The sequence below is a fragment of the Enterobacter oligotrophicus genome (genome assembly GCF_009176645.1).
Classification (GTDB): Bacteria; Pseudomonadota; Gammaproteobacteria; order Enterobacterales; family Enterobacteriaceae; genus Enterobacter; species Enterobacter oligotrophicus.
Window position 1 is genome coordinate 588,420 of record NZ_AP019007.1, and the last position, 16,461, is coordinate 604,880.

Sequence of the window (16,461 nt, forward strand, 5' to 3'; positions counted from 1 at the left end):
ATTACTCTTCGTCCTCATCCTCGAAACGCGCCACGATCCGCTCGCCGGTATGGCTGGCGCGAAGTTCTTCCGCCACCTGCGCAATCGCCTGCCCGCTGCTCATCCCCTGGGACATCAGCTCCTGGATACGTTCAACGGCTTTCTGCTGTTGGTCATGGCTGAGAGAAGGTAAACCTGCAAACATCGTCAACTCCTGCTAAATTATTCGCGCTAATTATTTCACGCTGCCCGGTAGTATGCCACACATGAACATGCGCTTCCCCACTGTCATTACTTTGCCCTGGCGTTCTGACGCCGCGGAATTCTGGTTTGCCCGCCTGAGCCACCTTCCTTTTGCGATGCTGCTGCACTCTGGCTACGCGGCGCACCCATATAGCCGTTTTGATATTCTGGTGGCCGATCCGCTAAAGACGCTGACTACCGATGACCTGTCGCCGACGGACGATCCGCTGATGCAGCTTCAGCAAGAAATCAGCGCGCTGAAATTATCCGCTACACCGAACCCGGACCTCCCTTTCCAGGGTGGGGCGCTGGGCTTGTTTGGCTACGATCTGGGTCGCCGTTTCGAAACGCTGCCGAACCACGCGAAAGAGGATATCCCGCTGCCCGATATGGCTGTGGGGCTGTACGACTGGGCATTGATTGTCGATCACCACCGTCAGGTGGTTTCCCTGCTTAGCCATTCAGATGTGAATGCCCGTCTCGCCTGGCTTGAGGCGCAAAAGTCTGCACCCGCCGACGCATTCAGCTTGACCTCAGACTGGCGTTCAAACATGAGCAGGCAGGAATATGCAGAAAAATTCGCACGCGTTCAGGCTTATCTGCAAAGCGGCGATTGTTACCAGGTCAACCTCGCTCAGCGTTTCCAGGCAACCTATCAGGGCGACGAGTGGCAGGCGTTTACCCGCCTTAACGCCAGTAACCGCGCACCGTTTAGCGCGTTCATACGTCTCGAACACGGCGCGATCCTCAGCCTTTCCCCCGAGCGGTTTATCCATCTTGCGGATGGCACCATTCAGACGCGCCCGATCAAAGGCACGCTTCCGCGTCTGGCCGATCCCGTTGCCGATCGCCTTCAGGCAGAAAAGCTGGCTGCGTCACCAAAAGATCGCGCCGAAAACCTGATGATTGTCGACTTGATGCGCAATGACATTGGCCGCGTCGCGGAACCGGGCAGCGTGCGCGTGCCCGAACTGTTCGTTGTTGAGCCGTTCCCCGCGGTGCATCATCTGGTCAGCACCGTTATCGCGCGCTTACCCGGAGCTCGCACCCCCTGCGATCTGCTGCGAGCCGCCTTTCCCGGTGGCTCCATCACCGGTGCACCAAAAGTGCGGGCAATGGAGATCATCGATGAGCTGGAGCCGCACCGCCGCAATGCCTGGTGTGGCAGCATCGGCTATGTGAGCCTGTGCGGCACCATGGATACCAGCATTACCATCCGCACCCTCACCGCCTGCAACGGAAACCTGTACTGTTCCGCAGGCGGCGGCATTGTTGCCGATAGTCAGGTCGAGGCGGAATATCAGGAAACCTTTGATAAAGTTAACCGTATCCTGAAACAACTGGAGAATTAACGGGTGGAAAAAGAGAACCTGACGCTGGATGATTTTTTATCACGCTTTCAGTTGTTACGTCCGCATGTGAACCGTGAAACCCTGAACAGCCGCCAGGCTGCGGTGCTGATCCCGGTGGTACGCCGTGAGCAGCCCGGTTTGCTGCTCACGCAACGTTCACCGCATATGCGTAAACACGCGGGTCAGGTTGCTTTTCCGGGAGGCGCGGTGGACAGCACCGATGCGTCGTTAATTGCCGCAGCACTCCGTGAAGCGCAGGAAGAGGTCGCCATTCCGCCTGAAGCCGTCGAAATTATTGGCGTCCTGCCACCGGTAGACAGTGTCACCGGTTTTCAGGTAACGCCGGTGGTCGGCATTATTCCGCCCGATCTTCAGTACCACGCCAGTGTCGATGAAGTCTCTGCCGTGTTTGAAATGCCGCTGGAAGAGGCCCTTCGCCTGGGGCGTTACCACCCACTGGATATTCAGCGTCGGGGCCATGCCCATCGGGTCTGGTTGTCCTGGTATCAGCATTATTTTGTCTGGGGCATGACGGCGGGCATCATTCGTGAGCTGGCGCTGCAAATCGGCCTGAAGCCTTGACTATACTTTACATTCCACCCTCTTCTGCCTGGTTTGCGATCGGCGTCGCGCTATTAGCAAAACCATCGTTAACCATTAGTTTAATTCATGTGAATAGTTAAGCCGAGGTGGATGTTCCCTCTTACACTATGCGCAGTTATAACATCGTTACTGGAACCCCGGTAACCCTGTCAGGAGTGTGAAAGTGATTAGTATATTCGACATGTTCAAAGTGGGAATTGGTCCTTCTTCTTCCCATACTGTCGGGCCGATGAAGGCCGGTAAACAGTTCGTCGATGATCTGGTCGAAAAAGGATTACTGGAAAGCGTTACCCGTGTCGCCGTGGATGTCTACGGCTCGCTGTCTCTCACGGGTAAAGGCCACCACACCGATATCGCCATTATTATGGGTCTGGCAGGTAACATGCCGGACACTGTTGATATTGATGCCATTCCGGCATTCATCCGCGACGTGGAAACGCGCGGACGCCTGCTGCTGGCGAACGGCCAGCACGAAGTGGATTTCCCGCAGGATGACGGCATGCGTTTTCGCAGCGACAACCTGCCGCTGCATGAAAACGGCATGACCATCCACGCCTGGAACGGCGAGAAAGAAATTTACAGCAAAACGTATTACTCCATTGGCGGTGGTTTCATCGTCGATGAAGAGCACTTTGGCAAAGAATCCGCAGGCGATGTCAACGTGCCGTATCCGTTCAAATCGGCGACTGAGATGCTTGCGTTTTGCAAAGAGACGGGCTTGTCGCTCTCCGGCATGGTGATGCAGAACGAACTGGCGCTGCACAGCAAAAAAGAGATTGAAGACTATTTTGCCAACGTGTGGCAGACCATGCGCGCCTGTATCGACCGCGGCATGAACACCGAAGGCGTGCTGCCGGGCCCTCTGCGCGTACCGCGCCGTGCTTCAGCGTTGCGCCGTATGCTGGTCACCACCGACAAATACTCCAACGATCCAATGAACGTGGTGGATTGGGTGAATATGTTTGCGCTGGCGGTGAACGAAGAGAATGCGGCAGGTGGACGTGTTGTTACCGCGCCAACGAACGGCGCGTGCGGTATCGTTCCGGCAGTGCTGGCTTACTATGACCACTTTATCGAGCCTGTGACTGCAGACATCTACATTCGTTATTTCCTGGCGGCAGGCGCGATTGGCGCATTGTATAAGATGAATGCGTCGATCTCGGGTGCTGAAGTGGGCTGCCAGGGTGAAGTGGGTGTGGCCTGTTCCATGGCCGCAGCGGGCCTTGCAGAACTGCTGGGCGCGAGCCCTGAGCAGGTGTGCGTGGCAGCGGAAATCGGCATGGAGCATAACCTCGGTCTGACCTGCGATCCGGTTGCGGGCCAGGTGCAGGTGCCGTGCATTGAGCGTAACGCCATTGCCTCGGTGAAAGCGATCAACGCCTCGCGTATGGCCATGCGCCGTACCAGCGAACCTCGCGTATCGCTGGATAAGGTTATCGAAACCATGTACGAAACCGGCAAAGACATGAACGCGAAGTACCGTGAGACCTCCCGTGGCGGTCTGGCTATTAAGGTGCAGTGCGACTAATACTCCTTTCGCCCGTCTGCAACGGATGGGCGAATTTTTTCCTCACGTCTCGTCTGATGACGCATTCCCCACTACACTTTCTCTGTTGCTTCCGGCTTTTGGGGCTGGCAGCGTAACGGGCGACCGTGTCATGCAAAATGCACAAACGATAATCAAAAAATATCGCCGAAAACGCGTTATCGTCTGTGGGACGGTTGCGCTCCTTACGCTCATCCTCACGCTGGGCATCCGCTTTATTTCACAGCGTAATAGTAATCAGGATCGGATACTCGAATTTGCCAGCCATACCGTTCACTCGCTGGATAATATTTTGCTTTCACTGGAAAACAGCCGTGACGCGCTACTCCCTCTGGTGGGGCAACCCTGCCCACAGGCTCACCTTGTGTTGCGAAAGCAAGCCGCCATTCTGCAGACCGTACGTTCTATTGCCCTGATTAAAGAAGGCATCCTCTACTGTTCAAGTATTTTCGGAACGCGGCGTGTACCGATAAACGATTTTCAAGCGGTTTTGCCCGCCGCAGAGCCAAAGCTAATTTTATCGACGGATCAGTGGCTGTTGAAAGGCAGCCCGATCCTTGTCCAGTGGTATCCCGTCTCTCTGAGCGGTCAGGATGGGGTGATGGAGATTGTGAATATCGATCTCATCACCAAAATGATACTTGAGCCACAACGACCGCTGATTACTGACGTTGTGCTGAGAGTGGGCGACAGTTTTCTGCGTTACGGCCAGCAGGTCACTGACAAATTAACGTTGAGCAGCAACGATGCGCGGATGCAGCAAGCCTCAGCGCATTATCCTTTCACTATTACCGTAAGCAGCCCTGGTCCGGGCAAAATGGCGCTAAAAAATCTCCCCACGCAACTTCCACTGGCGCTAATGCTCAGTTTACTGGTGGGTTATATTGTCTGGCTGGCCACCGCACGCCGGATGAGCTTCACCTGGGAGATCAACATGGGGCTTGCGGCGCGGGAATTTGAGCTTTTCTGCCAGCCGCTGGTGAATGCCCGCACCCAGGACTGCATCGGTGTTGAGATCCTGCTGCGCTGGAAGAACCCGCGTCAGGGCTGGATCTCACCCGACGTGTTTATCCCACTGGCGGAGGAACATAACCTGATTGTGCCGCTGACCCGCTACGTCATCAGCGAAACGGTACGCCAGATAGGGTATTTCCCGGCATCAAGCGGTTTTCATATTGGCATCAACGTTGCCGCCAGCCATTTTCGTCACGCCGCCCTGCTGCAGGATCTCAACCGCTCCTGGTTCAGCGCCAGGCCGATTCAGCAACTGGTGATTGAACTGACAGAGCGTGATGCGCTGAAGGATGTGGATTATCGCATTGTCCGTGAGCTGCATCATAAAGGAGTGAAACTTGCCATTGATGACTTCGGCACCGGGAACAGTTCCCTCTCCTGGCTCGAAAAACTTCATCCGGACGTGCTGAAAATTGACCGGTCCTTCACCACTGCAATCGGGACCGATGCCGTGAATTCGACGGTGATGGATATCATTATTGCTCTGGGGCAACGGCTGAATATTGAACTGGTTGCAGAAGGGGTTGAAACCGAGGAGCAGTCGCGGTATTTGCGTCGCCACGGTGTGCATATCTTGCAGGGATTTTTCTATGCCCGGCCCATGCCGCTGCGGGAGTTTCCGAAATGGCTGGCGGGGAGCACGCCCCCGCCAGCGCATCATAACGGACACATCGTGCCCTTGATGCCATTACGTTAGAAAGGCTTATTCTTCTTCGTCATGTGCTGATTGCTCTTTAACAATGCGCACCATATCAACGCGATAGTCGTTGGCTTCGACAATCGTGATATGTAACGGCGGCAATTCAATGACATCGCCGACATGCGGGATTTGCCCGTTAACAGCAATGACCAGCCCTGCCACGGTGGCAATGTCTTCATCGTCATTAACGACGTTTTCTACACCCAGCGTATGCGAGAGCGCATGCAGGTCGGTCGTTCCTTTCACCAGCCAGCCTTCACCATCAGCAACGATTTCCGGCGTTTCGTCCGCATCCGGGAACTCGCCGGCAATCGCTTCAAGTACGTCCAGCGGCGTGACAAGGCCCTGCACCACGCCAAACTCGTTGGTCACGATGACGAAGCTCCCGCGCGCGCGGCGCAGCACACCCAGCAGGTTAATAGGGTCCAGCGTTTCCGGTACGACAATAGCAGGCGACGCGGCCGCAATGGCTTCAACGTTGACGCCCTCTTCCAGCGCCACCAGCATCTCTTTTGCACGCACCACGCCGATGATTTCATCCAGTTCACCGCGGCAAACCGGGAACAGGCTGTGCGGTGAAGAGAGCAACTGCTGGCGGATCTCATCGACGCTCAGATTGGCATCTACCCAGCTGATTTCACCGCGCGGGGTCATAATGCCGCGCAGCGAGCGGGACGCCAGGGAGAGTACGCCGTTAATCATGTAGCGCTCTTCTTCCACAAATGCGCCTTCAGGAACCGGAACCGGATTGCGGCTCTCGGAATCAGACTGCACGTTTACCTGGCGACGACCGCCCATCAGACGCAGGATGGCGTCCGCGGTGCGGGCACGCAGCGGCAATGTGGACTGCTGCTTAATAAAGTTACGACGCGCAATCTGGTTAAACAGCTCGATAAGAATCGAGAAGCCAATCGCGGCGTACAGGTAGCCTTTCGGAATATGGAAGCCAAAGCCTTCCGCCACCAGGCTCAGACCAATCATCAGCAGGAAGCTCAGACACAGCACCACCACCGTCGGGTGTTGGTTCACGAAACGCGTCAGCGGTTTCGAGGCCAGCAGCATGACCGCCATTGCAATGACAACCGCCGCCATCATGACCGGCAGGTGGTTCACCATGCCGACCGCCGTGATCACCGCATCCAATGAGAAGACGGCATCCAGCACGACAATCTGCAGAACAACAACCCAGAAGCTGGCATAGCCTTTACCGTGACCGTCATCGTGCTGACGGTTCTCCAGCCGTTCATGTAGCTCTGTTGTGGCTTTGAACAGCAGGAATATCCCCCCCAGCAACATGATCAGGTCACGTCCTGAGAAGGTGAAATCCATGACGGTAAACAGCGGTTTCGTCAGCGTAACCATCCACGAAATCACGGACAGCAGTGCCAGACGCATAACCAGCGCCAGCGAGAGGCCAATCAGACGTGCTTTATCACGCTGTTTTGGCGGTAGCTTATCCGCGAGGATGGCGATAAACACCAGGTTATCAATGCCGAGAACGATCTCCAGCACAACCAGCGTGAGCAATCCCACCCAGATTGACGGGTCCATTAAGAATTCCATGACAAGCTCCTGCTAAAGGAATGACCAAACGGTGCCCCGATTAGAGTGGGCGAATCAATGGCAGACAGAGTTGATGCGTGGCGAGGTTCGCCGGTGAAAAAGGCGCGAAATGGCCTGGTAGATGACTGACGTCGGTGACGATCCATACAGTGGGCTGCTGCCCTCTACTCCTGAACAATTAAACGGAGGCTAAACATATCAGAGACAACAGCTTTTTAGCAAAGATTTACGTTCCTTTGCAAAGATCTGTAACACAAGTGCTTTACCCTACAGGAAAATCTGTAATGCGAAGCTAAATTACGGATCTTCATCACATAAATTATTTTTTCACTATCTAAAATAATTCGCGGAAGTCTTAGTTTATTGAACTCTAACCCTTATCTGAATCGATTCGGTTTACGAGATACGATTCTCAGTACGACTGCCCGGCAGGCGTATTAATGATAATAAAAGGAGGTAGCAAGTGACCATTGCTATTGTCATAGGCACACATGGTTGGGCTGCAGAACAGCTACTCAAAACCGCAGAGATGCTGTTAGGCGAGCAGGAAAACGTCGGCTGGATCGATTTCGTTCCCGGTGAAAACGCCGAGACGCTGATAGAGAAGTACACTGCTCAACTGGAAAAGCTGGATACCAGCAAAGGCGTGCTGTTTCTCGTTGATACATGGGGCGGCAGTCCGTTTAACGCGGCCAGCCGTATTGTCGTCGATAAAGAGCATTATGAAGTCGTCGCAGGGGTGAATATCCCGATGCTGGTGGAAACCTTCATGGCACGTGACGACAACCCGAGTTTCGATGAACTGGTGGCGCTGGCCGTTGAAACCGGTCGCGAAGGCGTGAAAGCGCTGAAAGCACAGCCAGTTGAGAAACCCGCTCCAGCCGTTGCGGCACCGAAAGCTGCAGCACCCGCGAAGCCGATGGGCCCGAACGATTATATGGTTATCGGCCTTGCCCGTATCGATGACCGTCTGATCCACGGCCAGGTGGCAACGCGCTGGACCAAAGAAACGAACGTTAAGCGCATTATCGTGGTCAGCGACGACGTCGCCGCCGACAAGGTGCGTAGTACCCTTCTGACTCAGGTTGCACCGCCGGGCGTTACCGCGCACGTGGTGGATGTCGCCAAAATGATCCGCGTTTATAACAACCCGAAATATGCGGGTGAACGCGTGATGCTCCTGTTCACAAACCCGACAGACGTCGAGCGCATTGTTGAAGGCGGCGTGAAAATCACCTCCGTCAACATTGGTGGTATGGCTTTCCGTCAGGGCAAAACGCAGGTCAACAACGCGATTTCAGTCGACGAGAAAGATATCGAGGCATTCAACAAACTGAATGCGCGCGGTATTGAGCTGGAAGCCCGTAAGGTTTCCACAGATCAGAAACTGAAAATGATGGATTTGATCGGCAAAGTTGGGAAATAAGCCCGCGCCGGTTTTTCACATAAAGCATAGGTAATAGGAGAAGTACAATGGAGATTACCACTCTTCAGATTGTGCTGGTGTTCATCGTCGCGTGTATTGCGGGTATGGAATCCGTACTTGATGAATTTCAGTTCCACCGTCCTCTGGTGGCCTGTACGTTGATTGGTGCCGTTCTCGGTGATATGAAAACCGGTATCATCATCGGTGGTACGCTGGAGATGATCGCCCTCGGCTGGATGAACATCGGTGCGGCGGTTGCGCCTGATGCCGCGCTGGCGTCCATTATTTCAACCGTTCTGGTTATTGCCGGTCACCAAAGCATCGGTGCAGGTATCGCCCTGGCTATCCCGCTGGCAGCAGCAGGCCAGGTTCTGACCATCATCGTTCGTACTATCACCGTTGCATTCCAGCACGCGGCAGATAAGGCGGCCGAAAATGGCAACCTGACGGCGCTATCCTGGATTCACGTCTCGTCCCTGTTCCTGCAGGCGATGCGTATCGCTATCCCGGCCGTAATCGTTGCAATCTCTGTAGGAACCAGTGAAGTTCAGGGCATGCTGAATGCGATCCCTGAAGTGGTCACCAGCGGTCTGAACATTGCCGGTGGTATGATCGTGGTAGTAGGTTATGCGATGGTTATCAACATGATGCGCGCAGGCTACCTGATGCCGTTCTTCTATCTCGGCTTCGTTACCGCTGCATTCACTAACTTTAACCTGGTTGCTCTGGGTGTGATTGGTGCAGTGATGGCGATTCTCTACATCCAGCTGAGCCCGAAATATAACCGCGTTGCGGGTGCCCCAGCGCAGGCTGCTGGTAATAACGATCTCGATAACGAACTGGACTAGCAGGTGAGCGAAATGGTTGATATGACTAAAACTACCACTGAGAAAAAACTCACTCCGGGTGATATTCGTGGCGTGTTCATCCGTTCTAACCTGTTTCAGGGTTCATGGAACTTCGAACGTATGCAGGCGCTGGGCTTCTGCTTCTCCATGGTGCCGGCAATCAAACGCCTGTATCCGGAAAACAACGAAGCACGTCGTCAGGCGATTAAGCGTCACCTGGAATTCTTCAACACCCATCCTTATGTAGCAGCACCGGTACTGGGCGTTACGCTGGCGATGGAAGAACAACGTGCCAACGGCGCAGAGATTGACGATGGTGCCATCAACGGTATCAAAGTCGGTCTGATGGGCCCGCTGGCTGGCGTAGGTGACCCAATCTTCTGGGGTACCGTGCGTCCGGTCTTTGCGGCACTGGGTGCCGGTATCGCGATGAGCGGCAGCCTGCTTGGTCCACTGCTGTTCTTCATCCTGTTCAATGCGGTGCGTCTGCTGACCCGTTACTACGGCGTAGCTTACGGCTACCGTAAAGGCGTGGATATCGTTAAGGATATGGGCGGCGGCTTCCTGCAAAAACTGACTGAGGGGGCGTCAATCCTCGGCCTGTTTGTCATGGGGGCGCTGGTTAACAAGTGGACACACGTGAACATCCCGCTGGTGGTATCGACCATCACCGGCCAGGATGGTCAGACCCGTGTCACCACCGTACAGACCATTCTGGACCAGCTGATGCCGGGCCTTGTCCCGCTGCTGCTGACCTTCGCCTGTATGTGGTTGCTGCGTAAGAAAGTTAACCCACTCTGGATCATCGTTGGCTTCTTCGTCATCGGTATCGCGGGCTACGCTATCGGCCTGCTGGGTCTGTAAGACATAACGTTATATATGCCGGGGGCTTGCCCCCGGTTTTTTTATCTGGAGGATGAATGACTGTCACGGACATCGTACTGGTTTTGTTTATTGTTGCCCTTCTGGCTTACGCGATCTATGACGAGTTCATCATGCCCCGCCGCCACGGCGAGACGCTACTTGCCCTTCCCCTCCTGCGACGCGGTCGCGTTGATGCGTTTATCTTCGCTGGCCTGATCGTCATTCTGATTTACAACAACGTCACCAGCCACGGTGCAATATTAACCACATGGTTATTATGTGCGCTGGCATTAATGGCCGTTTATCTCTTCTGGGTCCGTACGCCTAAAATCATTTTCAAAAAAGCGGGATTCTTCTTCGCCAATGTGTGGATAGAATATAACCGTATTAAAGAGATGAATTTATCTGAAGACGGTGTATTAGTGATGCAATTAGAACAGCGCCGCCTGCTTATTCGCGTCAGGAATATAGACGACCTCGAAAAAATATATAAGTTACTTGTTAGAACTCAATAAGTTAGACACATAGCTTTGGCTATATTCTGGCGTTTTCTCATACAATGAATATAGCCTGAGCTATATTCCGAAGAGATATTTCACTTATACTTATTAACGTTATTTTTACGCATAAATCTAAATGAAAATCGTTATCAATGAGTTAATGAAATAATACTTCTCTGTTGTTGTTTTATATTCTCAAAATATGTTAAGGTTGCGCCCGTCGTTGGGGAGTAGCCGATTTCCTGCTCACAGGAAATGTACGTGTCAACATACTCGTTGAAAAACGTGGCACGTACGGATCGCTTTCAGCACATTTACGTGCAGGGTGGTCAGGCGAGACCATAGATACATCAACTGCTGTTTACTGGGGGCAGTGATGTGTCATATGGATATCCCCGGTCTGGACGCTCTTATGAATATCTCCGCTACGATCCTTCTGGCTTTCGGCATGTCCATGGACGCATTTGCTGCGTCGATCGGCAAAGGTGCCACGCTCCACAAACCTAAATTCTCTGAAGCACTGCGTACCGGTCTGATCTTTGGCGCTATCGAAACGCTGACACCGCTTATCGGCTGGGGTCTTGGCATGCTCGCCAGCCAGTTTGTGCTGGAGTGGAATCACTGGATCGCGTTTGTGCTGCTGGTGTTCCTCGGCGGCCGAATGGTTCTTGAAGGTTTTCGCGCTAACAGCGATGAAGATGACGAGCCTCAGCACCGCCACGGCTTCTGGCTACTGGTAACAACCGCGATTGCCACCAGCCTTGACGCGATGGCGGTTGGGGTCGGTCTGGCATTCCTGCAGGTCAATATTATTGCCACCGCGCTGGCAATTGGTTGCGCCACGCTGATTATGTCAACGGTGGGAATGATGGTCGGCCGCTTTATTGGTCCGCTGCTGGGCAAACGAGCCGAGATCTTAGGGGGCATCGTGTTAATTGGGATTGGTGCCCAGATCCTCTGGGCACACTTCGCGGGTTAAACGTCGCGCTGCCAGCAGTGGATACTGAAATCCGTCTGGCAGCGAAATTCTGACTGCGTCGCTAACGTTTTCCACACTTCAGGTTTTGCCCGCCATGCAAACGGTGTCATCTGAAGCAATGCCACGGCTTCCTCACCTTTCAGCTTCATCTCATACGCTACTGACTGCGCCTGCCTGAGCGAAAAACCCGTCAGTTGCTCTGAATGTGGCGCATGCAGGCGTACTTCATCGTAGATCAGCCCTTTCAGCTCCATCAGATGCCGCGGACCCGGCGTGACGGTAATCACCCATCCGCCCGGTTTCACGACGCGCGCCAGCTCTTCCGCTTTACAGGGCGCATAGATACGTACCACGGCATCCATACTGGCATCGTCGAACGGCAGCCTGTGGCTTGAGGCTACGCAGAACGTTACGGCTGAATAGCGTTTTGCCGCCGCGCGAATGGCAACCTTTGAGACATCCAGCCCATACGTTTCTGCGCCTTTCTCACCTGCCATCTCAGCAAACGCTGCAGTGTAGTAACCTTCACCACAGCCGATATCCAGCATAGCCGTTGCGTTCACCGACAGGTGTTCACACAGGACCGCCGCGACAGTATCTCTGAGCGGTTGATAGTGCCCGGCATCAAGAAACGCACGCCGCGCCTGCATCATCTCCGCGCTGTCACCCGGATCGCGGGAACGCTTATGCTGCACCGGCAGAAGATTCACATACCCTTCTTTCGCCATATCAAACTGGTGTCCCTGCGGACAGACAAAACTTTTCGCTGAGCGCGCGAGCCGCGCGTGGCAAAGGGGACAACTGAAAGACATGGTGGCTCCGGGCATTCTTCAAAGGGCGAAAGTGTACCGTTATTCGCCAGGGTTATAAACGGCTGGGTTAACGCATGACGATGAGATGTTCAGAATCTGCCGCCAGGCCGTCCGGTTTCACGTTTTCCAGCCGCAGAACGTTACCCATGATCTCGCTGAAAACCGGTGCAGAAACCGCCCCGCCGTAATATGCCCCGTTTTGTGGATCGTTTATTACCACCACCAGCGCAAAACGCGGATCGCTGGCGGGCGCGACGCCTGCGGTATAGGCCACATATTTATCAACGTACTGCCCCCTATCGTCGATTTTTTTCGCCGTGCCGGTTTTTACCGCCACGCGGTAATCACGCACAGCCGCTTTAATGCCCCCACCGCCTGGAAGCGCAACGCTCTCCATCATATGTTCCACCTCGTGGGCGATCTCTTCAGGCATTACCCTGTGGCCCATTACAGGAGGATCGATACGGGTGATCGACAGAGGGCGCTCAAGACCGTAGCTCCCGATGGTGGCGTAAACATGCGCCAGCTGCAGCGGCGTCACCATCAAACCATAGCCAAAGGCAAACGTGGCGCGATCGAGCTGGCTCCAGAATTTACGTTGTGGCAATAGCCCGGCACTCTCGCCCGTTAAACCAAGCCCGGTGCTCGTGCCAAAGCCAAAATTCTTATAGGTGTCCAGCAATCGCTGGATGGGCATCGCCAGAGATAGACGGGAGACACCCGTATCGCTCGATTTTTGCAGAATACCGGTCATCGTCAGCTCCGGATAGTAACCCACATCACGGATGCGGTGACCATCAAGCATATAGGGTCGGGTGTCGATTACGCTGTCTGGCTGTACCAGCCCCTGCTGCAGCGCCGTCATCAGCACCAGAGGCTTAACGGTGGAGCCGGGCTCGAAGGTGTCGCTGATCGCACGGTTGCGAAAATCATCTAACGTCGCGCCCTCCCTGTTGTTTGGGTTGAAGTCCGGGAAACTCGCCATCGCGAGAATTTCGCCCGTTTGCACGTTAATCAGCACTGAAGCGCCTGACTCGGCTTTATTCCATGCCACCGCGTTATCCAGTGCATCTTCGGTAATAGTTTGCAGGCGCTCATCAATGCTCAGTTGAATATTATGCGCAGGCACAGGAGCCACTTCCGTCAGATTTTCGACCACATGCCCGTAGCGGTCCTCCCTCACCTGCCTGACGCCAGCCTTACCGGTAAGTTGTTTATTAAAACTCTTCTCGACGCCTTCAATACCCTGACCATCAATGTTGGTGAAACCAATCAGGTTAGCCGCCACGTGACCCGCCGGATAAAAGCGTCGAGACTCATCGCGCAGATTAATACCTGGCAGATTCAGCTTGTCGATCCACTGCGCCTGAGAAGGGTCCACCTGGCGCGCAAGATAGATAAATCGCCCTTTTGGATTACTGTTAATCCGGGACGCCAGCGTACCCAGAGAGAGATGCAGAGCATTCGCCAGCGCCTGCCAGCGGTCATCAAACCCTACGCCCCCTTTTGCCAGTACCGTTTTCGGGTCTGCCCAGACAGCTCTGACCGGCACGCTCACGGCAAGCGGTCGGCCTTCGCGGTCAACGATCATGCCACGCGGGGCATCAATCGCGACTTCACGCAAAGAGCGCATATCTTCCTGTTTTACCAGGTTGTCTGGTTTGATGATTTGCAGCCAGGCCACGCGGCCTAACAGGAAAGCGAGACTACAAAAGATGGCAAGACAGAGCAGAGCAAAACGCGCCGGAGTGAAATTTCCGGTGGTCATTATCGTTTTCTTTTTCACCTGAACCCCAGGACTGTTAAACAACGGCCTGATTTAACGGGAAAAAACATCTGAAGGGAGCGAAAACAATGCTAATAACCTCGTAGCTTTGCAACAAGTTACTAACAAGAGAAGCAAACGTAATATTTTGAAAGATAAAGCAATAAAAAAGCCCCGCACAATGCGAGGCTTCATGTCTGAGATCGAAGCGCATAAGCACTTCAGTCAGCAGTGGTTCGATCAGATAGCAGTTACGTTAACTGCAGCTGGGCCTTTCTGGCCGTCCTGAATTTCGAACTCAACGTTCTGGCCTTCAGCCAGAGTTTTGAAGCCGTTACCCTGGATTGCAGAGAAGTGTACGAACACGTCTTTGCTACCGTCAGCAGGAGTAATGAAACCAAAACCTTTAGACTCGTTGAACCACTTAACTTGACCTTTAATCTTTGCCATTTGCAAAATTCCTTAGAGTGTTTTCTTAGCCCGCGGGCATTGACTTAGATAAAACTGAGACATTACTGCATGAGGCACTAATATAAGGTTCGGCAGAGAAGCGGTATTCAACGACAACGTGTTTACTCAGGACTTCTTTACTGAAAATGCCACACATAAACAGAACTGTACCTCGTTTGACCCAAAACGTGTTATCACATACAACGTTTAATATGGCAAGCCATTTTTAAACGTGTCTCGATCCGCCGCACAAATTCTGGGGCTTCCCTGCAACGTTCTGCACAATTATGCGTGTTGCTAAAGGAGGCTTTCCAGTTTTAACTGCCTTACGACTGCATTCGCAACCGCTGTAATCTAAGACATTTTTACCATAGCTCAATCATTTTAAAGCGTCCAGATCCCGCTTAAAGTTTTCTCAACGCAATGATTGAGTTAGAACAAATTGTGAAAACTTATGCTGAAATCTTTGTAACACGTCGGGAATGTTACAAGAAAAATACGGGGTTAACGGTGTCGCACTGGTTGTATTAATTTTCACCGTTTAATAAACATCTTTTGCACTAAAATAATGAAATTTTTATGACTCTGCCTCAAAAGAAGGCAAGCAAAACGTTTCGATAAAAATAAACCCGGTGTTGATAGGTTCAAATACAGAATATATGCAACTTAATGGTGCCTGAGCGATAAGGATAAATATTCGCCAGTTTTCAGTATCCTGAATGAATTATTAACTGATACTACATTTGCGTGGGACGCATGAACCCGGAACATACGGTTTTAGCGCGATAAGGCATGGCAGGTTTTTGTTCGCGATCACGGGAGGGTTTTACCCTGACATGGCCAGGCCGCCTCCCGCATATGACAGATTAACGTTCTGCCACCAGGCGAATGAAATCGTCTTCGTCGTCTTTGTTTTCAACAACCGCTTCTTTCGGTGCTTCTTTTTCTGGCTCGTTGGCTTCACACAGGCGACGCAGCAGCGCGTTCTGGCGTTTCTGCTGATCGAGTAGCGCTTCTAACAGTTCAATTTGCTCGTTCGTGCGAGAACTGGCGCGGTTAACGAAAAACCACAACACCAGACCCACCACCAGGATCACTAATGCGATCGCCAGGGATGCGATGCTTAGCAGCCCCGAATTCAGTAACTCACCCATTTCACCACCTCGATAAAAACAGCTATTTTACCACTGGCGCGAAGGAAGGAAATCACCTTAAGAAAAAATGCGTTCTACCACGGGATAAACTTATTGATTGCACAAATGCCACTAAAAAACTGTACATCCTGATCGCACATCACATTGATCGTCTGTGTCCAGAGCACCACACATGCAATCAACACGATAACCAGAATTACCCAGCGTATTTTTTTCACTCCACACTCCGTCTTATGACTGATGCGACCAGGTTATCACGGTTATCTTAAACAAGGACTAACTGTAACCCTATCAAACTCTTTTCGGAATCATGCACTTGTTTCACAGGGTGAACCGTTTACGCTTAGCACATGACAACAAAGATAAAGAGGCAATGATGAAGTTTATCATTCGTACCATTATTGTACTGGCCATTTTATGGATTGGCCTTCTGTTAACCGGATACGGTGTACTTGTGGGAAGCAACGAAAACGCTGCAGGATTAGGTATCCAGTGTAAGTACCTGACAGCCCAGGGCGTGAGCACAGCACAGTATTTGCATTCGGATAGTGGGATCATTGGCTTAACGAACTGCCCGGTTCTGCGAAAAATGGCCGTAGTCGTTGATAACGGCTAACGCTTCAACGTAACCACAAAACGCCGCAACAGATGCGGCGTTTTTTA

18 protein-coding genes, 1 pseudogene and 1 riboswitch are annotated in these 16,461 nt (G+C 52.9%); of the genes and pseudogenes, 10 read left to right on the plus strand and 9 right to left on the minus strand.

Annotation, left to right across the window (positions count from 1 at the left end; genetic code table 11):
* Nucleotide 1: 1 nt before the first annotated feature.
* Nucleotides 2-184: a YoaH family protein gene (locus EoCCA6_RS02790; protein ID WP_152081378.1), complete on the minus strand. Its 183-nt coding sequence runs from the start codon at nt 182-184 to the stop codon at nt 2-4.
* 61 nt (nt 185-245) lie between these two features.
* On the opposite strand from EoCCA6_RS02790, the gene pabB reads away from it, so the two are divergent.
* The 4 genes from pabB to EoCCA6_RS02810 all read left to right on the plus strand — a co-directional run bounded on the left by pabB (nt 246) and on the right by EoCCA6_RS02810 (nt 5,434).
* Nucleotides 246-1,574 (plus strand): aminodeoxychorismate synthase component 1, encoded by a 1,329-nt coding sequence (pabB, locus tag EoCCA6_RS02795; RefSeq protein WP_152084386.1) that lies wholly within the window; start codon nt 246-248, stop codon nt 1,572-1,574.
* Nucleotides 1,575-1,577: 3 nt separating this feature from the next.
* Nucleotides 1,578-2,156 carry a CoA pyrophosphatase gene (locus tag EoCCA6_RS02800; protein WP_152081379.1) on the plus strand — a complete coding sequence of 193 codons (579 nt, stop codon included), beginning with the start codon at nt 1,578-1,580 and terminating at the stop codon, nt 2,154-2,156.
* A 184-nt stretch (nt 2,157-2,340) separates the two neighbouring features.
* Nucleotides 2,341-3,705, plus strand: coding sequence for an L-serine ammonia-lyase (gene sdaA / locus EoCCA6_RS02805; protein ID WP_152081380.1), 1,365 nt, complete (start codon nt 2,341-2,343; stop codon nt 3,703-3,705).
* 130 nt (nt 3,706-3,835) lie between these two features.
* On the plus strand, nt 3,836-5,434 hold the full coding sequence (locus EoCCA6_RS02810) for an EAL domain-containing protein (protein ID WP_152081381.1): 1,599 nt from the start codon (nt 3,836-3,838) through the stop codon (nt 5,432-5,434).
* Nucleotides 5,435-5,440: 6 nt separating this feature from the next.
* On the opposite strand, the gene yoaE is transcribed toward EoCCA6_RS02810, so the two are convergent.
* Both yoaE and EoCCA6_RS21740 read right to left on the minus strand, forming a co-directional pair.
* A complete protein-coding gene (gene yoaE, locus EoCCA6_RS02815; RefSeq protein WP_152081382.1) occupies nt 5,441-7,000 on the minus strand; it encodes a CNNM family cation transport protein YoaE in 1,560 nt (519 codons plus the stop codon).
* Nucleotides 6,988-7,146 (minus strand): protein YoaL, encoded by a 159-nt coding sequence (locus EoCCA6_RS21740; RefSeq protein WP_373308805.1) that lies wholly within the window; start codon nt 7,144-7,146, stop codon nt 6,988-6,990. Before EoCCA6_RS21740 ends, yoaE begins: the two co-directional genes overlap by 13 nt.
* A 317-nt stretch (nt 7,147-7,463) precedes the next feature.
* Between EoCCA6_RS21740 and manX the strand changes: the two genes are divergently transcribed.
* The 5 genes from manX (at nt 7,464) to mntP (ending at nt 11,617) form a co-directional block, all read left to right on the plus strand.
* Nucleotides 7,464-8,426, plus strand: coding sequence for a PTS mannose transporter subunit IIAB (gene manX, locus EoCCA6_RS02820; RefSeq protein WP_152081383.1), 963 nt, complete (start codon nt 7,464-7,466; stop codon nt 8,424-8,426).
* Between the two features lie 47 nt (nt 8,427-8,473).
* Nucleotides 8,474-9,274, plus strand: coding sequence for a PTS mannose transporter subunit IIC (gene manY / locus EoCCA6_RS02825; protein WP_003859914.1), 801 nt, complete (start codon nt 8,474-8,476; stop codon nt 9,272-9,274).
* A gap of 12 nt (nt 9,275-9,286) precedes the next feature.
* Entirely contained in the window at nt 9,287-10,138 is an 852-nt protein-coding gene (locus tag EoCCA6_RS02830) for a PTS mannose transporter subunit IID (protein WP_045911197.1), read from the plus strand.
* A 56-nt stretch (nt 10,139-10,194) separates the two neighbouring features.
* Nucleotides 10,195-10,653, plus strand: a complete 459-nt coding sequence (locus EoCCA6_RS02835) for a DUF986 family protein (protein WP_152081384.1) — start codon at nt 10,195-10,197, stop codon at nt 10,651-10,653.
* A 198-nt stretch (nt 10,654-10,851) separates the two neighbouring features.
* A riboswitch (yybP-ykoY riboswitch) is annotated at nt 10,852-11,040 on the plus strand.
* 10 nt (nt 11,041-11,050) lie between these two features.
* Nucleotides 11,051-11,617, plus strand: a complete 567-nt coding sequence (gene mntP, locus EoCCA6_RS02840) for a manganese efflux pump MntP (RefSeq protein ID WP_152081385.1) — start codon at nt 11,051-11,053, stop codon at nt 11,615-11,617.
* On the opposite strand, the gene rlmA is transcribed toward mntP, so the two are convergent.
* From rlmA to mgrB, 6 genes and pseudogenes are all read right to left on the minus strand, one after another.
* Entirely contained in the window at nt 11,614-12,429 is an 816-nt protein-coding gene (rlmA, locus tag EoCCA6_RS02845; protein ID WP_152081386.1) for a 23S rRNA (guanine(745)-N(1))-methyltransferase, read from the minus strand. The genes mntP and rlmA overlap by 4 nt on opposite strands.
* A 67-nt stretch (nt 12,430-12,496) precedes the next feature.
* Complete coding sequence (gene ftsI, locus EoCCA6_RS02850) at nt 12,497-14,197, minus strand: peptidoglycan glycosyltransferase FtsI (protein ID WP_373308804.1); 1,701 nt, start codon at nt 14,195-14,197, stop codon at nt 12,497-12,499.
* Between the two features lie 237 nt (nt 14,198-14,434).
* Nucleotides 14,435-14,644 carry a transcription antiterminator/RNA stability regulator CspE gene (cspE, locus tag EoCCA6_RS02855; RefSeq protein ID WP_001062678.1) on the minus strand — a complete coding sequence of 70 codons (210 nt, stop codon included), beginning with the start codon at nt 14,642-14,644 and terminating at the stop codon, nt 14,435-14,437.
* A gap of 12 nt (nt 14,645-14,656) precedes the next feature.
* Nucleotides 14,657-14,801: pseudogene (locus tag EoCCA6_RS02860) on the minus strand (DUF2627 domain-containing protein).
* A gap of 709 nt (nt 14,802-15,510) precedes the next feature.
* Nucleotides 15,511-15,798, minus strand: a complete 288-nt coding sequence (locus EoCCA6_RS02865) for a YebO family protein (protein ID WP_152081389.1) — start codon at nt 15,796-15,798, stop codon at nt 15,511-15,513.
* A gap of 74 nt (nt 15,799-15,872) precedes the next feature.
* Nucleotides 15,873-16,016 (minus strand): PhoP/PhoQ regulatory lipoprotein MgrB, encoded by a 144-nt coding sequence (gene mgrB / locus EoCCA6_RS02870; RefSeq protein WP_152081390.1) that lies wholly within the window; start codon nt 16,014-16,016, stop codon nt 15,873-15,875.
* A gap of 158 nt (nt 16,017-16,174) precedes the next feature.
* Between mgrB and EoCCA6_RS02875 the strand changes: the two genes are divergently transcribed.
* The gene (locus tag EoCCA6_RS02875) at nt 16,175-16,414 is read left to right on the plus strand and encodes a YobH family protein (protein WP_152084387.1); all 240 of its coding nucleotides are present in this window, start codon (nt 16,175-16,177) and stop codon (nt 16,412-16,414) included.
* Nucleotides 16,415-16,461: the final 47 nt, after the last annotated feature.